The sequence below is a fragment of the Mesorhizobium sp. M2D.F.Ca.ET.226.01.1.1 genome (assembly GCF_004022705.2).
Taxonomy (GTDB): Bacteria; Pseudomonadota; Alphaproteobacteria; order Rhizobiales; family Rhizobiaceae; genus Mesorhizobium.
Genome location: NZ_RZOY02000019.1, coordinates 59,270 through 80,315 on the forward strand (window position 1 = coordinate 59,270; position 21,046 = coordinate 80,315).

The window sequence follows — 21,046 nt, forward strand, 5'->3', positions numbered from 1 at the left end:
CGCACTGGCGAATCGATACCTGCACCGGTAAGTCTTGGCGGCCCGTCATGCGGCCGTCACGGTGTTGCGACCTATAGGGGGACTTCCGCGCCGTGACAAGCAAGCCGTTGTCCCCAGCTGTTCCGAAATCCTGAGGTTGCCATGGAAAGCCAGACCATCGTCGAAGCGCTGCTGCTTGGGCTTTTGGAGGGCCTGACCGAGTTCATCCCGGTGTCGTCGACCGGCCATATCCTGCTTGCCGGCCATTTCCTCGGCTTCCACTCCACCGGCAAGGCTTTCGAGATCCTGATCCAGCTCGGCGCGATCCTGGCCATCCTCTGCGTCTATTTCGGCAAGCTCTGGCAAATGCTGATCAAGCTGCCCAGCGACCCGCAAACCCGGCACTTCGTCATCGGCATCCTGATTGCCTTCCTGCCGGCGGCGATCATCGGCGCGGTGGGCCACGACTTCATCAAAAACTATCTATTCGAATCGCCGCGGCTGATCTGCATCATGCTGATCATCGGCGGCGTGGTGCTGCTCGTCGTCGACCGCATCAACTTCAAGCCGGTGCATCACGACGTCGAGCGCTTTCCGTTGAGCGTTTATCTCAAGATCGGCCTGTTCCAGTGCCTGTCGCTCATCCCCGGCACCTCGCGCTCCGGCTCGACCATCGTCGGCGCGCTGTTGATGGGCGTCGACAAGCGCGCGGCGGCGGAATTCTCCTTCTTCCTCGCCATGCCCACCATGGTCGGCGCCTTCGCCTTCGACCTGTTCAAAAACCGCAACGTGCTGACCTCGGCCGACCTGCCGATCATTTCCGTCGGCTTCATCGCCGCCTTCGTCACCGCGCTCATCGTGGTGCGCTTCCTGCTCGATTACGTCTCGAAGAACGGCTACGCGCTGTTCGGCTGGTGGCGGCTGGTGGTAGGCATTGCAGGGCTGGTGGCGCTGATGGTTTGGGGGTGAGGCTTCGCCCCCGGGAAATGGCAATCACACACGCCGCTCCCCCTCACCCAGCCTCCGCTTCGCTCGGCTGACCTCTCCCCGAGCGGCGAGGAGATTGTTGGCGTCGCGCCAGTCTCTTCTCCCCTCGGGGAGAAGGTGGCCGCAAAGCGGCCGGATGAGGGAGCCAGCGCCGCCGTATGCGATTGTCCTGCCCCTTGTAGCAGGGTAAAGCTCGCTCAATTCCGCCCATAAAACGCGTTCTCGACATGCACCGGCCAGCGCCAGGGCAGCACGGCCACCATGTCGAAACGCAGCGAAAGCCGCCCGTAGTCCGGCTGGCGCGACAGCCAGATATCCGCGGCGCCCTCGATGCGCCGCTCCGATTCATGGCCGATCGCTTCCATGGCCTCGATCAAAGTGCGGCGCGCCTTGACCTCGACGAACAGCACGAGATCGCCACGCCGGGCGATCAGATCGATCTCGCCGAGCCTGGTGCGATGGCGGCGGGCAAGGATGCGGTAGCCTTTCAGCATCAGCGCCAGCGCCGCCAGCCATTCGCCGCGATGGCCGCGCCGGTAAGCTTTTCGGCGATGGCCTAAAGTACGCTCAGCCATCGCCTTCCCTAAGCTCCAGCAGTCGCCGGTAAAGCGCCTGCTTCTGCCCGCCGGTCATCTTCGCCGCTTCCGCCGCTGCTTTCGAGGCCGGCATTTCAGCCGCCAACGACAACAGCAGCCGATCGATATCGGCCGGCTGGTCTTCCGCCGCTTCGGGCGGGCCGACGCAGATGACGATCTCGCCCTTTGGCGTGTCGGCCGCCGCATAGTGGTCGGCCAATTCGGCCAGTGTGCCGGTCCGCATCTCCTCGAAGGCCTTGGTCAGCTCGCGGCCGATGGCGGCCCGGCGTGCGCCGCCCAGAGCCTCGACCATGGCGCCAAGCGTCTCGGCCAGCCGGCGCGGCGATTCGAAGAAGATCAGCGTCGCCGGCACCGCCTTGAAAGTTTCGAGCTTGGTCAGCCGCTGCCCGGTCTTCGTGGGCAGGAAGCCGGCGAACAGGAAAGCGTCGGATGGCAGGCCGGATGCCGTCAACGCGGCGAGCGCCGCAGAAGGCCCCGGAATAGGCACCACGCGGATGCCCTGCTCCAGCGCCTCGCCGACCAGCCGGTAGCCGGGATCGGAGACCAGCGGCGTGCCGGCATCCGAGATCAGCGCAACGCTCTGCCCGGCTTGCAAAGCCTCGATCAGCTTCGGCCCGGCCTCGCTCGCATTGTGCTCGTGATAGGCGGTGGTACGCCGCCGGATGCCGTAGCGTTCGAGCAGCACGCGCGACACGCGCGTGTCCTCGCAGGCGACGATGTCGGCGGCGGCCAGCGTCTCCAGCGCGCGCAATGTGATATCGGCCAGATTGCCGATCGGCGTCGCCACCAGATAGAGCGCCGGCGCGAGCGGCCGTGCCGCGATCTCGGTCTGCCCGATCAGGTAGCTGCGTTTGTCGCCGGTCAACGATAACCCTCCGTTCAAGCAATTCCAGGAAAAGTGCGTAGCGGTTTTCCGTCCGGAGTTGCGAAAGAACAAAGTCTCTTTGGCATGGCTGACGGCCTGTTGCAAAACGTGAGGTAGGGTCAAGGAATCCGCCATGCCTTTGCCACAGTGCGGAACGAAACCGGCAACGGCGAATTTAACCCCTGATTCCCCGGGAGGAGGCAGGACCGGACGATGCCCAATCGCTTCGACATCTTCATCAGCCGACTTGAAAGCAAAGCCGCCCGCGAGGGCATCCCTCCACACCCCATCGCCGCCCAGAGCGGCGCCCGCCGCGACAAGGCCGACCAGAAGCCGGTTCGCCATGGCGAGTCGCATGGCGAGAAGAACCGCGGCAAGCATCGCCAGAAGCACGATGCTTAAAGGTATCGCGGCACCTTCACCTCCAGCAGCCGCACCAGCTCCGGGTCCATGAACTCGTAGTCGTCCGGGATGTCCAGGCAGATCACCCTGGTGCCCTTCAGGCTCGACCGGAACGTCTTCTGCAGCTTGGCGCGGTGCGCCATTTCCATGACGAAGATGATGTCGGCCCAGGCGACCAGCTCATGCGTCAGCGGGTTGTCGGCGTCGTGATTGGTGCCTGCCGATTCGACCTCGATGTCGCGGCGCTTCGAAAACACCTGCTCGGCGGTGGGGCTGCGCAACCGGTTCTGGCTGCAGACGAACAGGACGTTCTTCAAAGGTTACCGCGCCAAATCCGCCACCACCGCATCGAGCACGATCATGCCGGCGGTCGTGGCGCGCAGCCTGGCATTGCCGACCGGCGCCACCAGCCCTTCCTCCTGCAACACGGAGAGCCGCGCGCTGGAAAGGCCGCGCCCGGCGAGCGCCTCGTAGCGCTGCAGGTCGATGCCTTCGGCGAGCCTGAGCCCCATCAGCAGGAACTCGTCGGCTTCTTCCGCGCGGGTCAGGATCTCGCCGCCGGTGACGCCATGTCCCTTGGCCTCGACCAGGTTGGCCCAGGTCTCCGGCATCCTTTCGGCTATCGTCACCGTGCGGCGGCCATTCTCGACAAAGCGGCCATGCGCGCCTGGGCCGACGCCGACATATTCGCCATAGCGCCAATAGGTCAAATTGTGCCGGCTCTCTGCACCCGGGTGAGCGTGGTTGGAAATCTCATAGGCCGGCAGTCCGTGCGCCGCCGTCACCTCCTGCGTCAGCGCGTAGAGGTCGGCGGCGTGGTCGTTGTCGGGCAGCGTGAATTTCTTGGCCGCGTAAAGCGCATGGAAGGGCGTGCCCTCCTCGATGGTGAGCTGGTAGAGCGAGAGATGGTCGACGGCATAGCCGATCGCCTGCTCCAGCTCCGCGCCCCACGCCTCCGGCGTCTGGCCGGGCCGCGCATAGATCAGGTCGAAGGACAGGCGCGGAAAAATCTCACGCGCCAAACCGATGGCGTGCAAGGCTTCCTCGACATTATGCAGCCGTCCGAGAAAGCGCAGATCCTTGTCGTTCAGCGCCTGCACGCCGAGCGACACGCGGTTGATGCCGGCGGCGCGATAGCCGCGGAAGCGCTCGGCCTCGACCGAGGAAGGGTTGGCCTCCAGCGTCACCTCGATGCCTGCCGGCACCGTCCAGTTACTCGCCACGGCCTCCAACACGGCGCCGACCGTTTCCGGCTTCATCAGCGACGGCGTGCCGCCGCCGAGGAAGATGCTGGTCACCTCGCGCGGCCCGGTTCGGTCGCGCATGGTCGCAAGCTCCGTCTTGAAGGCGCGGGCAAAGCGCTCCTGGTCGACCGGCTGGTGGCGGACATGGCTGTTGAAGTCGCAGTAAGGGCACTTGGCCGCGCAGAACGGCCAGTGGATATAGACGCCGAAGCCGGGGCTGCGGTCGAGCTGCATCGTCTGGCCGGTCCCGATCATTCTGAACCGAGCCGGGCCAGGTTCAGGCGCGCCTCAGCGAACTTTTGGAAGGCGCGGGCGCGGTGCGAAAGGGCGGTTGCCTGGCCTGGCTTCCAGCCATGCTTCTCCTCCGCGCTCATCTCGCCAAACGTCTTGTCGAAGCCATTGGGTAGGAACACCGGGTCGTAGCCGAAGCCGACCGTGCCGCGCGGCGGCCACACCAGCGTGCCTTCCGCTTCGCCGCGATAATACTCCGCCTCGCCGTCCGGAAAGGCGAGACAGATGACGGCAACGAAGCGGCCGGTGCGTTGCGAGGCCTCGGTGGCGCCGGCTTCCTGCAACGCTGTCTCAGTCTTCTGCATCGCCATGCCGAAATCCCTGCTGCCGTCCGGCTTTTCCGCCCAGTTGGCAGTGTAGACGCCCGGCGCGCCGTCGAGCGCGTCGACACAGAGCCCGGAATCGTCCGACAGCGCCGGCAGGCCGGTGGCCTTGGCCGCCGCAAACGCCTTGATATAGGCGTTCTCCTCGAAGGTGGTGCCGGTTTCGTCCGGCTCGGGCAGGCCGTATTCCTTGGCCGATTTCGCCTCGAAGCCGAACGGCGCCATCAGGTCGGCGAATTCGCGCAACTTGCCCGCATTATGGCTGGCGACGACGATCTTCTGGCCGTTCAAAGAATGCATCAGAAACCCCAGATCCTTGGCTCGGCGAACTCGATCGAATTGCCCGAAGGGTCGCGGATATAGATCGAATGCCCGCCTTGCGGCCACTCGAAATCACTTTCGATGGCGATGTTCTTGGCCGCCAGGTGCTTGCGCCATTCGGCGATTTCATCGGCGGTTGCTGCAAAACACAGATGCCCCTCGCCTGCCGTGCCATGCGGCGGCACCTTCAGCCGGGCGTCGGGCGCAGGCGGGATTTTGGTCGCCTCGGCGTTGAAGAGCAGCAACACGCCTTCGCCGCAGCGGAAGAAGACGTGGCGCCCTTCGACCTTGCCCAAAGCTTCGAGGCCGATGATGTCGCGGTAGAAGGCTTCGGCTGCATTGAGATCAGTCACATAAAGTGCTGACTCCAAAATTGCCGAGGGCATCACGAGGCACCCCCCTCTGCCCTGCCGGGCATCTCCCCCGCAAGGGGGGAGATCAGCAGCTTCGGCGAAGGCGTTTCAACGTGGGAGGTTGGCGAAACCCAAGGTGACATCCGATCTCCCCCCTTGCGGGGGAGATGGCCGGCAGGCCAGAGGGGGGTGTGAAGGATCGCCAACCTCATTCTTTTTCCCAGCGGGGCTCTACGCCACCGCCATCTGCTGCAGGCTCACCAACCGTGAAATGCCCTTCTTGGCCAGCCCCATCAGCGCCGCAAACTGCTCCTCGGAAAAAGGCTCGCCCTCGGCGGTGCCCTGGATCTCGACGATGCCGCCCTTGCCGGTCATGACGAAATTGGCGTCGGTGCCGGCCGAGGAATCCTCCAGGTAGTCGAGGTCGATGACCGGCTGGCCGTCATGGATGCCGCAGGAAATCGCCGCGACGTGGTCCTTCAGCACCTTGGAAACGCTGACCATCTGGCGCGCTTCCATCCAGCGCAGGCAGTCGTAGAGCGCCACCCAGCCGCCGGTGATCGAGGCGGTGCGGGTGCCGCCATCGGCCTGGATGACGTCGCAGTCGACGGTGATCTGCTGTTCGCCCAGCGCCTGCAGGTCGACCACGGCGCGCAGCGAACGGCCGATCAGCCGCTGGATCTCCAGCGTGCGGCCACCCTGCTTGCCGGCGGAGGCCTCGCGCCGCATGCGCTCGCCGGTCGAGCGAGGCAGCATGCCGTATTCGGCCGTCACCCAGCCCTTGCCCGAATTGCGCATCCAGGCCGGGACCTTTTCCTCCAGGCTTGCCGTACACAAGACATGCGTGTCGCCGAACTTCACCAGGCAGGAGCCTTCGGCATGCTTGGAGACGCCGCGCTCGAAGGAGATGGCGCGCATTTCGTCGGCTTGGCGTTTGGAGGGGCGCATTCGGCCTGCTTTCTTCTCGTTTGTCGGAATCGTGGCCGGCTTGTAGACGCATGCGAGGCAAGTCGCAAAGGAAAAGGGGCCGCAAGGCAAACGTCGGGGTGACCGCAAACGCGGCACCTGGGTGACCGCAAACGCGGCACCGGGTTGCGCGGGGGTGGCTTAAGTCTATATCTTTTCGACAGGAGGTTTCTTGCCGGAATGAACAAACCAGTCGATGCGACGTCGCAGTCACCCGGGCTTCAGCCACCGGTGCTTCAGTCACTCGACATGCGCTCGCGCGATATTTTCCGGCGGATTGTCGATTCTTATCTGCGTGACGGCGAGCCGGTCGGCTCGCGCAGCCTATCGCGCATCCTGCCCTCCTCGCTGTCGCCGGCCACCATCCGCAACGTGATGAGCGACCTCGAGCATCTCGGCCTGATCTACGCGCCGCATATTTCCGCCGGCCGACTGCCGACCCAGACGGGTCTGCGCTTCTTCGTCGACGCCTTCATGGAGCTCGGCGACTTGTCCGACGACGAGCGCCGCATCATCGAGGCGCAGGTGCGCGCCTCCGGCTCCGGCGCGACGCTGGAGCACATGCTGACCGAGGCCAGCCAGATGCTGTCCGGCATGTCGCGCGGTGCCGGCCTCGTGCTTGCCGCCAAGAATGAGGTGGCGCTGAAGCACATCGAATTCATCCAGCTCGAGCCGACCAAGGCGCTGGCCGTGCTGGTGTCGCAGAACGGCGACGTCGAGAACCGCGTCGTCGACCTGCCGGCCGGCACGACCGTGTCGCAGCTGCATGAGGCGTCCAATTTCCTCAACGCCCATATCCGCGGCCGCACTCTGGCCGAGGCGCGGGCGGAGATCGCCCGCATCAAGGACGAGACCAAATCCGCCCTCGACGCGCTGTCGCAGGATCTGGTCGAGAAGGGCCTCGCGGTCTGGGCCGGCGCCGAAAGTGGCCTACCGGCGCGTCTCATCGTGCGCGGCCGCGCCAACCTGCTCGAAAATGTCACCGCCCAGGCCGACCTCGAACTGTTGCGCCATCTGTTCGAGGACTTGGAGACGCAGGACGGCCTGCTGCAGCTGCTCGACCTCGCCGAGGAAGGGCCGGGCGTGCGCATCTTCATCGGCTCGGAGAACAAGCTGTTTTCGCTGTCCGGCTCGTCGCTGGTCGTCGCGCCCTATCGCGACAAGGATGCCCGAGTCATCGGCGCGCTCGGCGTCATCGGTCCGACAAGGCTGAACTACGCCCGCATCGTGCCGATGGTCGATTATACGGCGCAGCTGATTTCGCGCATGCTTCGTTAGGTGTATCGATATTCAGGTGATGCCGGCCTGACCTGAATCTCGACACACCTAAGGTCGCAGCGGAGGAGAAAGACATGGCGCTGGAAGCAATCAAGGCCCAGATCGACCTCCTGCTTCAGGAAATGATCAACCAGCCCGAGGACGATCACGAGATCCAGGAGCAGCTGCGCGAGAAATTGCGGGAACTCCGCGCCATGGGCCTGCCCTTGCCGGCAGACCTTGTAGAACTGGAGCAGCGCCTCGACGACGATCTGGATGTCGAAGAGGAGACCTGACTTCCTGGCGGCCTGTCGTCAAATCAGCGTGCGCCTGCTTCGCTTTTAGACCGTTTGCCCGAGACTGCGTCGGCAGGCGCCGATCTATCGGGCGCGTTGGCAACGATGAAGGAACAGCATGATGCGGATCGCCGGCGTTGCGGGCCTTGTGCTGGTTCTCGCCACCGGCGCCTTTGCGCAGCAGGCTGATCAGCCACTGCTCAGCGGCGAAAAGGCCTTCGGCGACTGGAAGGCCGACCGCCCGGGCGTACGCCGGCTGCTGAAGCCTGACGATCTGCAGAAACCGTATCTCACCAAATCCGCGTCGAATAGCACCGGTGTTGCGGATCGGCCCGAAGGGGCTGCGCCGGTTCTGCCGCGCGGCTTCTCGGCCAAGTTGATCGCGTCCGGCCTTCCCAACCCGCGCGTCGTGCGTGTTGCGCCCAATGGCGACCTGTTCGTCGCCGACAGCAACGAGGATCGGGTTCTTGTGTATCGCCTTGCCGGCAACAACGCAAAACCGGCCCGCGAGGCGAAGTTCGCGCATTATCTGAACCAGCCCTATGGCATCGCCTTCTATCCCCCTGGCGACAAGCCGCAATGGGTCTATGTCGCCAACACCGATAGTGTGGTCCGCTTCGCCTATCGCGACGGCGATCTCAAAGCCTCCGACGATCCGGAGATCATCGTCTCCGGCATTCCGACAGGTGGCCATGGCACCCGCGACATCGCGTTTTCGCCGGACGGCAAGACGCTTTATGTCTCGGTAGGCTCGGAAACTAATGTGGCCGAGGGCATGGCGGCGAAGCCGGATGGCGGCATCGACGCGTGGGCCAGGTCCATGCCGCTCGGCGCCGCCTGGGACTCCGAGGAAGGGCGCGCCGACGTGCTTGCCTTCGATCCCGACGGGAAGAATCGCCGCGTCGTCGCGACCGGCCTGCGCAATTGTTCGGGCATGACGGTGCAGCCAGGCACCGGCGCTCTCTGGTGCGTCGTCAACGAGCGCGACGGGCTCGGCGACAATGTACCGTTCGACTACGCAACGACCGTGCGGGATGGGGCCTTTTACGGCTGGCCCTGGTACTATATCGGCGCCAATGAGGATCCCCGCCACGCCGGTGCGCGACCCGACCTCGCTGATAAGGTGGCCCTCCCCGACGTGGTCATCCAGGCCCATTCCGCCCCCCTCAATATTGCTTTCTACGACGGCGACAACTTTCCGTCCGATTACCGAGGCGACGCCTTTGTCGCTCTGCACGGCTCATGGAATCGCGGGCAGCGCACCGGCTACAAGGTGGTGCGGCTGAAATTCAAGGACGGCAAGCCGACCGGCGAATACGAAGACTTCGCCACCGGCTTCGTTATCTCCGATGACGAGGTCTGGGGCCGGCCGGTCGGCGTGGCGGTGGCCAAGGACGGCGCGCTGATCGTCACCGAGGACGCTAACGGCACCATCTGGCGCATTACTTATGGCGGGTAACCTCGACCCTCCGCTGAGGTCCCCCTCACCCGGATTGCCGGCGCCAACCTCTTCTCCCCTTCTTGTGGGAGAAGGTGGCCGCGTAGCGGCCGGATGAGGGGGCTGGCGCAAACGAATTTGCCCGATAGCGAATTCATTTCCGTTCGATTTCGTGCGACAAGCGCGTCCCTATCTCGGGACTGCAACCATGACGCTCACCGGATTTCTCGCTTACAGCGCCGCCCTCGGCGTCGCCGCCGCCATTCCGGGTCCCGGCGTGACGGCGCTTGTCGCCCGGGCGCTCGGCTCCGGCTTCCGGTCCTCGCTTGCCATGTCGTTCGGGCTGATGCTCGGCGACCTTACCTATCTCACCGCGGTGGTGCTCGGGCTCGCCTTCGTCGCCCAGACCTTCGGCATGGTTTTCCTTGCCATCAAATGGGCCGGCGTCGCCTATCTCGCCTTTCTTGCCTGGCGCTTCTGGACCAGCTGGATCACACCGGAAACCATCGAGGCGCGGAAGGCCAAGGGCGGCCTGGTGTCGAGCTTCATCGCCGGACTGACGGTGACGCTCGGCAACCCGAAGACGATGATCTTCTACCTCGCCATCACGCCGACTATCGTCGACCTGAAGACGATCACGTTCGCCGACTACGCCATCCTGGCGGTGCTCACCGTGATGGTGCTGTTCGTCGTGCTGGTGCCGTATCTGGCCCTGGCCGCCAAGGCGCGCTGGTTCCTGAAATCGCCGCGCGCGCTGAAGCTTTTGAACCGCACGGCCGCCGGCTTCATGATGGGCGCGGCGGCCGCCATCGCGGCGCGTCAATAAGGTGTATTGATATTCAGGTGAGCCCGGCCTGCGAAGGACGGCTTCCTGCGCTTCCGGTGCTCACGTACTTCTAGTACGCTCCGCTCCGGTTCTCGAAATCCACCCTTCTCGGCTCGGCCTGACCTGAATCTCAACACCACTTGGTGCGTGATCGTTTCGATTTCAGCCAAACCATTCCTGAAACCGCTGATGGCGGAAAATGCATTTCCGGCGCGGCGCGGTTTTGAGCAACCGCCCTACTCGGATATTTTCGGTCGCCGGCCTATCTTGCGCGGCTGAAAGCCCTATTCTGTCTTGCCTGTGCCATTGCCTTGGGAGCGAACCAATGAACAAGCCCGTCACCTCCGCGCGCGTGCCCGGCCGCGGCCGCGTCTTCAACTCGATCACGGAGACGATTGGCGACACGCCGCTGGTCAGGCTGGATAAGTTCGCCAAGGAGAAGGGCATCGTCGCCAACCTCATGGCCAAGCTCGAATTCTTCAACCCGATCGCCTCGGTCAAGGACCGCATCGGAGTCGCCATGATCGAGGCGCTGGAAGAGGCCGGCAAGATTGCGCCTGGCAAGACGACGCTGATCGAGCCGACCTCCGGCAACACCGGCATCGCGCTTGCTTTCGCCGCCGCCGCCAAGGGCTACAAGCTTATCCTCACCATGCCTGAGACCATGTCGGTCGAGCGCCGCAAGATGCTGGCGCTCCTCGGCGCCGAGCTGGTGCTGACCGAGGGGCCGAAAGGCATGAAGGGCGCCATCGCCAAGGCCGACGAGCTCGCCGCGACGCTGCCCAACGCCATCATTCCGCAGCAGTTCGAGAACCCGGCCAATCCGGAAATCCACCGCCGCACCACGGCCGAGGAGATCTGGAACGACACCAATGGCGAGGTCGACATCTTCGTTGCTGGCATCGGCACCGGCGGCACCATCACCGGCGTCGGCCAGGTGCTGAAGAAGCGCAAGCCGTCGCTGCATGTCGTGGCCGTCGAGCCCGAAGCCTCGCCGGTGCTGTCGGGCGGCCAGCCCGGTCCGCACAAGATCCAGGGCATCGGCGCGGGCTTCGCTCCAAAAATCCTCGACACTTCGATTTATGACGAGGTGGTTAGGATTTCGAACGAGGATTCGGTCGCCAACGCCCGGCTCGTCGCCCGCCTCGAAGGCGTGCCGGTCGGCATCTCGTCGGGTGCCGCGCTCCAGGCGGCGATCGTCGTCGGCTCGCGGCCCGAGAACAAGGGCAAGAACCTCGTCGTCGTCATCCCCTCCTTCGCCGAGCGCTATCTCTCGACCATCCTGTTCGACGGCCTGGGCGCTTAGGCCCATCCGCGCTGGACCGTCGAAAAAACAAGGCTGGTAGCGGCCGCCTCGCTTGAGCTTGGGCGAGGCTTCCGATTCTACTCCCCGTGCCGACTGTTCGTCGGTGGCGGAGGATTTTTCGATGTACAAGCTCTATACGCGCCCGGGCAGCGGCGGCTTCGTCGTCGAGGCGGCGCTTGCCATGACCGGCGTGCCCTTCGAACAGATCGACGTGCCGAAGACGGACGTGCCCGATCCGGCCTTCCTCGCCATCAGCCCACTGAACCAGGTGCCGGTGCTGACGCTGCCGGACGGTCATTCGCTGACCGAATCGGCGGCGATCTGCATCCTGCTGGCCGAGCGCCATCCGAAGGCCGGCCTCGCGCCGGATGCGGGTTCGCCGGGCCGCGCCGATTTCCTGCGCTGGATGGCCTTCATGTCGTCGGTGCTCTACCCGGCGATTCTCAGACTCTACTACGCGCACCGCTACATCGCCGATGGCGAAGGCCTGCAGCCGGTGAAGCAGGCGGCGGTCGCCGAGATGGATCGCGGCTTTGCCATCCTCGACCAGGCGCTGGCCGGGCGTGACTGCCTGGCCGGCGAGACGGTCTCGCTTGCCGACATCTACCTTGTCATGCTGGTGGCCTGGCATCCCGACATCGAGAAGGCGCGCAGCGCCTGGCCGAACATCGAACGCCTGTGGGCGAGGCTGCGTCAGTATGAGCTGATACGCAAGCTGAACGCATCGCACGAGATGTGGCCTTAAAGCAGTCCTGGCATTGCTCTAATTCCTAGAGAGCTTGGCCTTCTCGTCCTGCAGGAAACGCCGCAGCGCCGGATCGCGCTCGAGGCCGATCGCCTGGTCGTAGGCCTCGGCGGCGTATTTGATGTTGCCGATCCTGGCCAACAGCCCGGCGCGGGCGGCCCAATAGGGCTGGTAATCCTGCAGCCGCTTGTCCTCGCCCAGCACGTAAAGCGCTGCCAGTCCTGCCGCGGCGCCCTCGGTTTCGGCGATCGCCACAGCGCGGTTGATCGCCACCACCGGCGAGCCGGCGACGGCGAGCAACGCGTCGTAAAGCTGGCGGATAGCCGCCCAGTCGGTACCGCTGCCGCGCCGGCGCGCCGCGTGGGCGGACTGCACGGCGGCCTCCAATTGGTAGCGGCCGATGATTTTTCTTTGCGCGGCGCGCACCAGCAAGGCTTCCGCCTCATCGATCAGGCTGTCGTCCCACAGCGCGATATCCTGCTCCGCAAGCGGCACGAAGTCCCCCTCCGGTCCGCGCCTTGCCGAACGGCGCGCCTCGGCGAAAAGCATCAGCGCCAGCAGTCCGAGCGCCTCCGGCTCGTCCGGCATCAGCGAGGCGACCAGCCGTCCGAGCCAGATGCCTTCGGTGGCGAGGTTGCGCCGCCTGGTGTCGGTGCCGGTCGCATCCGCCCAGCCTTCGGCGAAGGTGGCGTAGATCGCTTCCAGCACGGCACCCAGCCGGTCGCCGAGCTCCGCCTGTTCCGGCACGCGGAACGGGATCCCGGTTTCGCGGATGCGGGACTTGGCCCGCACCAGACGCTGCCCCATCGTCGCCGGTGAAACCAGGAAGGCCGAGGCGATCGTCGCGGCGTCGAAACCGAGGATCGTCTGCAGGATCAACGGCGCGCGCACGCTCGGTTCGATCGCCGGATGGGCGCAGGCAAACATCAGCCGCAACCGGTCGTCGGGCAGATCCTCGCCGTCCATGCGCGCCTCCATCTCCTCGGCAATCAGCTGCAGATGGTCGCGGGCCGCCTCGCCGGTCAGGCGTCGCCGCACCGCGTCCACGTCGCGCCGGCGCGCCACGGAGAGCAACCAGGCCTCCGGCTGCGCCGGCACGCCGGTCCGCGGCCAGCGTTCGAGCGCGGCCGCGAAGGCATCGGCCAGCGCGTCCTCGGCGCCGGCGACGTCGCGCGTGCGCGCCGCCAGCCAGGCGACCAGCTTGCCGTAGCTGCGCCGGGCGGCCGCTTCGGCCGCCGCCCGAGCGATCTCCGAGCGATCGTCCATCGCGGAATCACTCCGCTGCTATGTACTCGGCCATTTCCCAGATCGGCCGTACCTCGACCGTGCCGGTGCTTGCCGCCGGGCAGCGCGCCGCCCATTCGATGGCCGTGTCGATGTCGGCCGCCTCGATCATGTAGAAGCCGGCGAGCTGCTCCTTGGTGTCCGCATAGGGGCCGTCGAGCACATTGGTCTTGCCGCCGGCCAGCCGCACCTGGGTGGCCGCCTGGGTCGGCCGCAGCCTGTCGCCGGCAAGCCAGGCGCCCGATTTGTGCAGCGCCTCGGTATAGGCGCCATAGGCCGCGAGCACCTGCTGGGTCTGCTCTTTCGGAGCATTCGCCATCGCTTTCTCGTCATTGTAGATCAAAAGCATGTATCGCATGGTCTTCTCCCGTTCTTTCTGAAGGCCGCTTCGTCGCGTGCCGACCTATGTCGTGTGGCGTCGACCGATTTCGACAGGCGCCCGAAATTTTTGCCGCTCCTCCCAGTCACTCGGCCGGAACAAGGTGCGGAACTTTGCTTGGCGCCGGGCGCGATGCCGGTTCCAGCCAGCCGCGATAGCGCACGATCAGTCCGGCGACCGGATGCGATATCTCGACATGGAAGCGGAAGCGGCCGTCCTCGGCGGCTTCAAAGGCGTTCGAGCGCGGGCAGAGCCACATCGGCAGCGGCAGGCCGAGCAAGCTCCAGCGGCGCAGCACAAGCCGAAGCCGGTTGTTGTCGACGACCAGTGCCATAGCGAAGGTGAGCGGACCGAAGCGCTCGCAAAGCAGCCGCTCCGGGCGGCCGCGCCCGGCGAATTGCCGGCTCGAAAAACTGTGGGTTCCGAACGTCCGCGTCCAGGTCTCGCCGTCCTTGCCGATATCGAAACTGACTTTGACCGGGACATCCGTCGCGGCGGCGGGAAAGCCGATCAGCCGCGCCGCAAGCCGGCTAAGCATGCCGCTGCCGCGTTCGACTCTGGCGCGGCCCTGCGCCATTGCCGCTCCCTCATGCATGGCGCGGATTTCAGCGGGAAGGTTTTTCCAGGCATCGCCAAGCAGGTCGGGATAGAGGCCTCTGGCCTCACTGTCGTCCCTCAAGCCGGTATAGATCGTCTTGCTGGCGAAGAGCTTCTCGTAGTCCTCGAGCTCGACGTCGCGCACCGCCGCCCGTGCGCCCGGCATGGGCATGCGGTCGTCGAGCGCCTTGCGGATGATCGCCTCGACCGCCATGGACGGGATCAGCGGCCCGTCATCGCCCTCGGCCAAAAGGTGCCAGGACCGCCTGATCGGCCTGCCATCCGCATCCGCACCCTCGACCGCCACGAACATGCCGCCGCGATGCTCGCCCCAGGACAGCCGGTTGGTCGCCCAGTGCATCAGCGGCGCCAGCGACGACAGGGACGGGACGAGGCCAGCGCGGACCAGCCAGGCGAGGCCGATCAGCGCCCGGTGCAGCACCTCCGGCACCGGCCCGGCGCCCATCCAGATCGTGCTCGCTTCCGGCCACAGCACCTGCAGCGCCCGCAAATCCGGCACGTCGACCAGCGAGAACAAAGTGTTCCTCACCGGCACGTGCCCAGGCGGCGCGATCGTTGTGCGCATCTGCTCGGTGAGCGGGTAACCCTCCGCTGCCTTGCCGTTCCGCAGCAGTCGTACCGGCCGGCCGGCATAGCTCGCGATGGCGCGGATGACGTTCTCGCCGACGCCGGCGAAGGGCGACGGCGCGATGCCGCCGCGAATGCTTTCGATGCGTGCCATGCCGGCCGAGAGGCGTCGCACCACCGCCGCTGTCAACACCGGAAAACTCGAAACGCCGGAGAGCACCATCACGCCAGCCGCCTTGGCCGCCGCGTCGAAGGCCGAGATCCCGTCTACGAATTCCGAGCCGTCGGCAAGGTCGAGATAGTGGATGCACGCATCGATGCAGGCCTCGACCAGCCGGTAGCGCCCCTCGCCATAGGCCTGGAACGGGCCGCTGGCGTCGACGACGATGTCGGGCCGCATGCCCGTGAGTTGCGTGCGAAGGTCGCCGTCGCGGTCGAACATCACCGGCACGAGCCTGGCCCTAGTGGCGCCCCGTCCTTTGCAATAAGCCTCGGCCTTGCCGAGCGAGCGGCCGGCGACAAGCAGCTCCAGGCGCGGTTCATTCTCGAGCAGCTGCACGATGCGTCCGCCGAAGGTGCCATAGCCGCCGACGATCAGAAGCTTCATCGCGGCCTCCTAGCCGACCAGCCTTTGCCGCAGTTCGGCGGATGGGATCTCGCAACTGTCCTTGCGGCCGAACAGCGTGTAACGGTTCCGGGCGACGCGATCGTAGAGCCAGTCGCGCAGCGGCCGCGGCAGGATGAGCAGCGCCTTCGCCGCGCGCCACGGCCAGCCGAGCGCCGCCATGACGGCGACGAAACTGTCGAGCTTGGTGAAGGGGACGCCATCGATGATGGCGAGGTTGCTGTCGTAATCGTCGGTCGGCAGGCCGTGCCGGCGAAACAGCGCCTCGCCGAGCGGCGATTGCGCCGTGGCGAAGCGGAAGCGTTTTTCCCGGTCGAGTTTCAGGATGAGCTGGACGAAGCCCGAGCAGAACACGCAGACGCCATCGAAAACGATCAGCGGCTGGCGGGCGTCATAGGCATGGTTCGGAGAGGCGGGACGGTTCGGTTCGGGCAGGTCGGTCATGGCGGCCCCGGCTGCTTGTGCCTTTAGACACTAAGCCAGCCGGCGGCGGCGTTAAAGTCGCGGCGTTGTCGCACGCCAGTTGGCGGCGAGCACGAGGCGCTCGGCGCGATAGGTGGTGGCGCGCTGGTCGGCGGCCGGCCGGCAAATGCGGCTGTGGTGGGCGCGTTCGCGGGTCATGTCAGTTGACGCCCAGTGAGTTGGCGCGACGCGCGCAGGCCGGGCCCGGGCCGCGCATGTAATAGCGCTCCGGCCGATAGGTCGGCGCGACGAATTCGCGAATGGCGGCGGCGTAGCCGGCGATGTGATTCCAGAAGTTCATTTCCCTGTCCCTGTCCCGCTTTCGGATGTCCCGTCCGAATTGTTCGAGAGGATAGCGCCGAGGCGTGAATAGTCGGTGAACGTGATGTTAATTTCTGGTCCGAAACTCGTCGCATCATGGCTGGAATGCGGCTGATTCGGGGTCTTTCAGTGCCTTTCGTCGCCATTCCGCTTCGTGTGACTTTTGCATCACATATGTTTCGTTCCGATGTCGCTTCGACGCGCTTCTGTTTCACGTCCGACCGACGCCGGGAAATTTCATTGCGTTAGGTCGGGTGGCCAGGAACCTGTCCCAGAAGAAGACGTTCACTCAGCAAGGCCGGGGTGATCCGGCCAACCTCCCGACAACGCGAAACATGGAAAGGCAACCGCCATGGGCTTCTTTTCGAAGGACATCAAAACGCTGGACGATCTCTTCATCCACACGCTGCGCGACATCTATTATGCCGAAAAGCAGATCGAGAAATCGCTGCCGAAGATGATCGACAAGGCGACCGAACCGCAATTGAAAGCCGGCTTTCAGAAGCATCTCACGCAGACCAAGGGCCACATCGAGCGGGTCGAACAGGTGTTCGAGCTGCACGGCGTCAAGGCCAAGACCGTCAACTGCCCGGCCATCGATGGCATCCTCGAAGAGGCTGACGAAGTCAGCGGCGATGTCGACGACAAGGAAGTCCTCGATGCGGCGCTGATCGCCTCCGCGCAGGCCGTCGAGCACTACGAAATAACGCGCTACGGCACGCTGATCGCCTGGGCCAAGCAGCTCGGCCGCAGCGACTGCGCCAACGTGCTGGCCAAGAACCTCAAGGAAGAAGAGGCGACCGACCGCAAGCTGACAGAGATCGCCGAAAGCAAGGTCAACCTGCAGGCGGCCGAATAACGGGCCACATGCCAGCCCTCCCCGGAACCCAAGCGAACCCCTGGCCGTTGCGGTAGGATCGCGCCGCACAGGAATTTGGCCAGGAGTTCGCCATGGCACCACGCCCGGCCTGGAAGGGCTATCTCAAACTGTCGCTGGTTACATGCGCCATCGAGCTGACCAACGTCGTCACCCATGCCGAAAAAGTCTCGTTCCGCATCCTCAACCGCAAGACCGGCAACACCGTCAAACGCATCTATGTCGATGCCGAGACCGGCAAGCCGCTGGAAGAGGGGGACGAGATCAAGGGCTATGAGGTGAGCGACGGCGATTTCGTCCACATCGAGGAGGAGGAGATCGAGGCGGTGCAGATCGAATCCTCGCACACGATGAGCCTCGACGGCTTCGTCGAGAAATCCTCGATCGAGCAGATCTACCTCGACACGCCCTATTACGTCTCGCCGGCCGACAAGGTCTCCGAGGAGGCTTTTGCCGTCATCCGCGACGCCATGGCGGCGAGGAAGATGGCAGGCCTCGCGCGCATCGTGCTCTATCAGCGCGAACGCCCAGTGGTGATCGAGCCGCTCGGCAAGGGCATGGTGCTGACCACCTTGCGCTATGACGATACGGTGCGGCGGCCGGCGACGGTGTTCGAGGACATCACGGCGGCGAAGACCGACAAGGAGATGATCGACCTCGCCCAGCACATCATCGACGGCAAGAAGACGAAGTTCGATCCGTCGAAATTCGAGGACCGCTACGAGGATGCGCTGCTCGAGCTGATCCGCGCCAAGAAGGCCGGCAAGAAGGCGCCCAAGGCCAAGGCGCCGCCCAAGCCATCCAATGTCGTCAACCTGTTCGATGCGCTGAAGAAGAGCCTGAACGCGGAAGGCGGTGCGAAGTCCGGCAAATCTTCCTGGCAGGCGACGACCGGGAAAAGCAAGAGCAAGCCGGCGCCGAAGCGCAAATCCGCATAAGGGGAGTCCAGCATCATGGCCGGCCTCGAACAATATCACGCCAAGCGCGATTTCAGGAAAACCGCCGAGCCGGCCGGCAAGGTCGGCAAGCAAAAGCGGGGCGGCGGCATCTTCGTCGTCCAGAAGCACGCCGCGACGCGGCTCCACTACGACTTCCGGCTGGAGCATGACGGCGTGCTGTGGAGCTGGGCGGTGACGCGCGGCCCGAGCCTCGATCCGCATGAGAAGCGGCTGGCCGTGCATGTCGAGGATCACCCGATCGACTATGCCTCCTTCGAAGGCACCATTCCGAAGGGCCAATATGGCGGCGGCTCCGTCATCGTCTGGGACGAAGGCAAATGGCTACCCGACGGCGACCCGGCCACAGGCATGAAGAAAGGGCATATCGACTTCGAGCTCGAAGGCCACAAGCTCAACGGCCGCTGGCATCTGGTCAGGCTGAGGCCGCGCCCCGGCGAAAAGCGCGACAACTGGCTTCTGATCAAGTCCGACGATGCAGCCGCCCGTCCCGGCGAGGACGTTCTCGCGAAACAGCCGAAATCGGTGAAATCGGGCCTGACCATCGACGAGGTCGGCCAAGGCAAGGCTGCGAAAGGCGAGAAGCCGAAAGTCTGGCAATCGAACAAGCCGGCCGCCAGCAAGGCCAAGGCCGGGCACGCCAAGCGTCTCGACTTCATCGAGCCGCAGCTCGCGACGCTGGAGAAGAACGCGCCGGCCGGTGACGACTGGCTGCATGAGGTGAAATTCGACGGCTACCGCATGCAGGCGCAGATCGCCGGCAGTGAGGTCAGGCTGCTCACCCGCGCCGGTCTCGACTGGACGGAAAAGTTCGACGGTCCCATCACGGCGGCGCTTGGCAAGCTGAAATGCCGCGACGCCATCATCGACGGCGAGATCGTGGTGCTGGCCGACAGCGGCGTATCGTCCTTTCCGCTGCTGCAGGCGGACCTGTCGGCGCGCCGCGCCGCCCGTTTCATCTACTATGTCTTCGACCTGATGCGGCTTGATGGCGAGGATTTGCGCCGCGAACCGCTGGTCGAGCGCAAGCAGGCGCTGGCCGAGTTGCTCGGTGACCAGCCCGAAAATTCGGCGCTGCGCTTCAGCGATCATTTCCACGAACCGGGCAAGGTCATGCTGCAGCATGTCTGCCGCATGGGCCTGGAAGGCGTGGTGTCGAAGCGCGCCGACGCGCCCTATCGCAGCGGGCGGGGGCTCTCCTGGATCAAATCGAAATGCACGCTCAGGCAAGAATTCGTCATCGGCGGCTATCTGCCTTCCGACAAGACGGGGCGGGGCGTGCGCTCGCTTCTCGTCGGCTATTATGAGGGCGGCAAGCTGCACTATGCCGGCCGCGTCGGCACCGGTTTTTCCGGCAAGGTGATGACGGACCTCAAGAAGAAGCTCGACGGTCTCAAGGCCGACAAGTCGCCCTTCTCGGCCGCCGTGCCGAAGGGCAAGGGGCTTACCTTCGTCAAGCCTGAGCTTGTCGGCGAGGTGGAGTTCCGCAGCTGGACATCCGACCGCATAATCCGCCATGCTTCGTTCCAGGGGCTGCGCGAGGACAAGCCGGCGGAGGAAGTCGTGCAGGAACAGCCGAAGAAGACCAAAGCCGAAGCAAAGCCGGGTGGAAAACCCGCCAAGGCCTCAGCTGGAACGGCGGCGACGTCTGTAAAACTCTCGCACCCCGACAAGCTGCTGTGGCACGACGAAAAAGTCTCCAAGCAAGACCTGCTCGATCACTACGCGCTGGTCTGGCCGCGCATGGAGCAATTCGTCGTCAACCGGCCGCTCAGCCTGGTGCGCGCGCCGGACGGCATCCACGGTCAGCGCTTCTTCCAAAAACATGCCTCGCCCGGCATGAGCGACAAGATCGCGCGGATGAAGGACCCGACCGACGGCGAGGAGATCCTGTTCATCAAGGATTTCGATGGGCTCGCGGCACTTGTTCAGTATGGCGTGGTCGAGGTCCATATCTGGGGCTGCACCCTCGATGCATTGGAAAAGCCGGACCAGATCATCTTCGACCTCGACCCGGATGAAGGCGTCGACGTTGGCCGGGTGCGCGAGGCGGCGCTCGACATTCGTAAAAAGCTCGACGAGCTGTCGCTGCCCAACCTGGTCAAGACCTCCGGCGGCAAGGGCTATCACGTGCTGGTGCCGCTGAAACCCTCGGCCGATTGGGATCAGGTCAAGGATTTCGCCCATGACTTCGCCCGCGCGCTGGAGCAGGCCGCGCCCGACCGCTACACAGCGACGCTGTCGAAGAAGGCGCGCACGGGAAAAATCTTCGTCGACTATCTGCGCAACGGCCGCGGCTCGACCACTGTCGCGCCCTACTCTTCGCGCGCCAAGAAGGGCGCGACGATATCGATGCCGGTGACGTGGACGGAGCTGGAGAAGGGCCTGGCGCCGAATGCCTTCCCGCTCGGCGACGAGACGACGCTGGCGCAGCTGAAGAAGGCCGACCCGTGGAAGGAGTTCTTCAAGCTGGGGAAGGCGCTGAAGCGGGAGTGATCGCGGGCAAGACGCAAAGTCGCCTATGCCGAGATCCTTCGCCCCTCTCTGTCCTGCCGGACATCTCCCCCTCGAGGGCAGGGGAATCGCATATGGGTTTTTGGGACTTGAAGTTGGCTTGAGAAGCGATTCTTTGGGCAGGCAGTCGAATTGAGGAGAGACTGCCATTTCGAGCCTTGAGAGCTATTTCGGCGCGCTGCCCGATCCGCGCGCTGGCAACGCCACGCATCGGCTTGGCGACCTGATCGTGATGATGATCGCCGCAA

The 21,046-nt window shown here is 64.8% G+C and carries 24 protein-coding genes; 11 read left to right on the forward strand and 13 right to left on the reverse strand.

Features of this window, described 5'->3' with window-relative positions; genetic code table 11:
* The first annotated feature begins 141 nt into the window (after positions 1–141).
* Positions 142–948 carry an undecaprenyl-diphosphate phosphatase gene (locus EN869_RS30915; protein ID WP_127230388.1) on the forward strand — a complete coding sequence of 269 codons (807 nt, stop codon included), beginning with the start codon at positions 142–144 and terminating at the stop codon, positions 946–948.
* Between the two features lie 215 nt (positions 949–1,163).
* Here EN869_RS30915 and EN869_RS30920 read toward each other — a convergent pair whose 3' ends face one another.
* Positions 1,164–1,541 (reverse strand): YraN family protein, encoded by a 378-nt coding sequence (locus tag EN869_RS30920; RefSeq protein ID WP_127230389.1) that lies wholly within the window; start codon positions 1,539–1,541, stop codon positions 1,164–1,166.
* Positions 1,534–2,427, reverse strand: a complete 894-nt coding sequence (rsmI, locus tag EN869_RS30925) for a 16S rRNA (cytidine(1402)-2'-O)-methyltransferase (RefSeq protein ID WP_167507124.1) — start codon at positions 2,425–2,427, stop codon at positions 1,534–1,536. The genes EN869_RS30920 and rsmI overlap by 8 nt, the downstream gene beginning before the upstream one ends.
* A gap of 213 nt (positions 2,428–2,640) precedes the next feature.
* Between rsmI and EN869_RS30930 the strand changes: the two genes are divergently transcribed.
* Positions 2,641–2,829: a hypothetical protein gene (locus EN869_RS30930; RefSeq protein WP_127230391.1), complete on the forward strand. Its 189-nt coding sequence runs from the start codon at positions 2,641–2,643 to the stop codon at positions 2,827–2,829.
* Here the strand turns inward: EN869_RS30930 and EN869_RS30935 are convergent.
* The 5 genes from EN869_RS30935 to rph all read right to left on the reverse strand — a co-directional run bounded on the left by EN869_RS30935 (position 2,826) and on the right by rph (position 6,309).
* On the reverse strand, positions 2,826–3,146 hold the full coding sequence (locus tag EN869_RS30935; protein WP_127230392.1) for a low molecular weight protein tyrosine phosphatase family protein: 321 nt from the start codon (positions 3,144–3,146) through the stop codon (positions 2,826–2,828). The two genes, EN869_RS30930 and EN869_RS30935, sit on opposite strands and share 4 nt — an antisense overlap.
* Before the next feature lie 3 nt (positions 3,147–3,149).
* Positions 3,150–4,328, reverse strand: a complete 1,179-nt coding sequence (gene hemW, locus EN869_RS30940; protein WP_127230393.1) for a radical SAM family heme chaperone HemW — start codon at positions 4,326–4,328, stop codon at positions 3,150–3,152.
* The gene (gene rdgB / locus EN869_RS30945) at positions 4,325–4,987 is read right to left on the reverse strand and encodes an RdgB/HAM1 family non-canonical purine NTP pyrophosphatase (protein WP_127230394.1); all 663 of its coding nucleotides are present in this window, start codon (positions 4,985–4,987) and stop codon (positions 4,325–4,327) included. The genes hemW and rdgB overlap by 4 nt, the downstream gene beginning before the upstream one ends.
* Positions 4,987–5,397 carry a VOC family protein gene (locus EN869_RS30950; protein WP_127230395.1) on the reverse strand — a complete coding sequence of 137 codons (411 nt, stop codon included), beginning with the start codon at positions 5,395–5,397 and terminating at the stop codon, positions 4,987–4,989. Before EN869_RS30950 ends, rdgB begins: the two co-directional genes overlap by 1 nt.
* Before the next feature lie 195 nt (positions 5,398–5,592).
* Positions 5,593–6,309, reverse strand: a complete 717-nt coding sequence (gene rph / locus EN869_RS30960; protein ID WP_112098165.1) for a ribonuclease PH — start codon at positions 6,307–6,309, stop codon at positions 5,593–5,595.
* Between the two features lie 198 nt (positions 6,310–6,507).
* On the opposite strand from rph, the gene hrcA reads away from it, so the two are divergent.
* The 6 genes from hrcA (at position 6,508) to EN869_RS30990 (ending at position 12,195) form a co-directional block, all read left to right on the forward strand.
* Entirely contained in the window at positions 6,508–7,605 is a 1,098-nt protein-coding gene (gene hrcA, locus EN869_RS30965; RefSeq protein ID WP_127230397.1) for a heat-inducible transcriptional repressor HrcA, read from the forward strand.
* Between the two features lie 74 nt (positions 7,606–7,679).
* The gene (locus EN869_RS30970) at positions 7,680–7,880 is read left to right on the forward strand and encodes a hypothetical protein (RefSeq protein WP_127230398.1); all 201 of its coding nucleotides are present in this window, start codon (positions 7,680–7,682) and stop codon (positions 7,878–7,880) included.
* 118 nt (positions 7,881–7,998) lie between these two features.
* The gene (locus tag EN869_RS30975) at positions 7,999–9,339 is read left to right on the forward strand and encodes a sorbosone dehydrogenase family protein (RefSeq protein ID WP_127230399.1); all 1,341 of its coding nucleotides are present in this window, start codon (positions 7,999–8,001) and stop codon (positions 9,337–9,339) included.
* A gap of 187 nt (positions 9,340–9,526) precedes the next feature.
* Positions 9,527–10,144 (forward strand): LysE family translocator, encoded by a 618-nt coding sequence (locus EN869_RS30980; protein ID WP_127230400.1) that lies wholly within the window; start codon positions 9,527–9,529, stop codon positions 10,142–10,144.
* 325 nt (positions 10,145–10,469) lie between these two features.
* Positions 10,470–11,450 (forward strand): cysteine synthase A, encoded by a 981-nt coding sequence (gene cysK / locus EN869_RS30985; protein WP_127230401.1) that lies wholly within the window; start codon positions 10,470–10,472, stop codon positions 11,448–11,450.
* A gap of 121 nt (positions 11,451–11,571) precedes the next feature.
* Entirely contained in the window at positions 11,572–12,195 is a 624-nt protein-coding gene (locus EN869_RS30990; protein WP_127230402.1) for a glutathione S-transferase family protein, read from the forward strand.
* A gap of 18 nt (positions 12,196–12,213) precedes the next feature.
* Here EN869_RS30990 and EN869_RS30995 read toward each other — a convergent pair whose 3' ends face one another.
* The 6 genes from EN869_RS30995 to EN869_RS31015 all read right to left on the reverse strand — a co-directional run bounded on the left by EN869_RS30995 (position 12,214) and on the right by EN869_RS31015 (position 16,431).
* Entirely contained in the window at positions 12,214–13,461 is a 1,248-nt protein-coding gene (locus EN869_RS30995) for a DUF6596 domain-containing protein (protein WP_127230403.1), read from the reverse strand.
* 7 nt (positions 13,462–13,468) lie between these two features.
* Entirely contained in the window at positions 13,469–13,837 is a 369-nt protein-coding gene (locus EN869_RS31000) for a YciI family protein (RefSeq protein WP_127230404.1), read from the reverse strand.
* A 106-nt stretch (positions 13,838–13,943) separates the two neighbouring features.
* On the reverse strand, positions 13,944–15,650 hold the full coding sequence (locus EN869_RS31005) for an SDR family oxidoreductase (protein ID WP_127230405.1): 1,707 nt from the start codon (positions 15,648–15,650) through the stop codon (positions 13,944–13,946).
* A gap of 9 nt (positions 15,651–15,659) precedes the next feature.
* A complete protein-coding gene (locus EN869_RS31010; RefSeq protein WP_127230406.1) occupies positions 15,660–16,112 on the reverse strand; it encodes a thiol-disulfide oxidoreductase DCC family protein in 453 nt (150 codons plus the stop codon).
* 51 nt (positions 16,113–16,163) lie between these two features.
* Positions 16,164–16,289 carry a hypothetical protein gene (locus EN869_RS35590; protein ID WP_278159983.1) on the reverse strand — a complete coding sequence of 42 codons (126 nt, stop codon included), beginning with the start codon at positions 16,287–16,289 and terminating at the stop codon, positions 16,164–16,166.
* A 1-nt stretch (position 16,290) separates the two neighbouring features.
* Positions 16,291–16,431: a hypothetical protein gene (locus EN869_RS31015; protein ID WP_127230407.1), complete on the reverse strand. Its 141-nt coding sequence runs from the start codon at positions 16,429–16,431 to the stop codon at positions 16,291–16,293.
* Positions 16,432–16,803: 372 nt separating this feature from the next.
* Here EN869_RS31015 and EN869_RS31020 point away from each other — a divergent pair, with 372 nt between their 5' ends.
* The 3 genes from EN869_RS31020 (at position 16,804) to ligD (ending at position 20,780) form a co-directional block, all read left to right on the forward strand.
* Positions 16,804–17,310, forward strand: a complete 507-nt coding sequence (locus EN869_RS31020) for a ferritin-like domain-containing protein (RefSeq protein ID WP_127230408.1) — start codon at positions 16,804–16,806, stop codon at positions 17,308–17,310.
* A 92-nt stretch (positions 17,311–17,402) separates the two neighbouring features.
* Positions 17,403–18,266 carry a Ku protein gene (locus EN869_RS31025; RefSeq protein WP_127230409.1) on the forward strand — a complete coding sequence of 288 codons (864 nt, stop codon included), beginning with the start codon at positions 17,403–17,405 and terminating at the stop codon, positions 18,264–18,266.
* Positions 18,267–18,281: 15 nt separating this feature from the next.
* Positions 18,282–20,780: a DNA ligase D gene (gene ligD, locus EN869_RS31030; protein ID WP_127230410.1), complete on the forward strand. Its 2,499-nt coding sequence runs from the start codon at positions 18,282–18,284 to the stop codon at positions 20,778–20,780.
* Positions 20,781–21,046 lie beyond the last annotated feature (266 nt).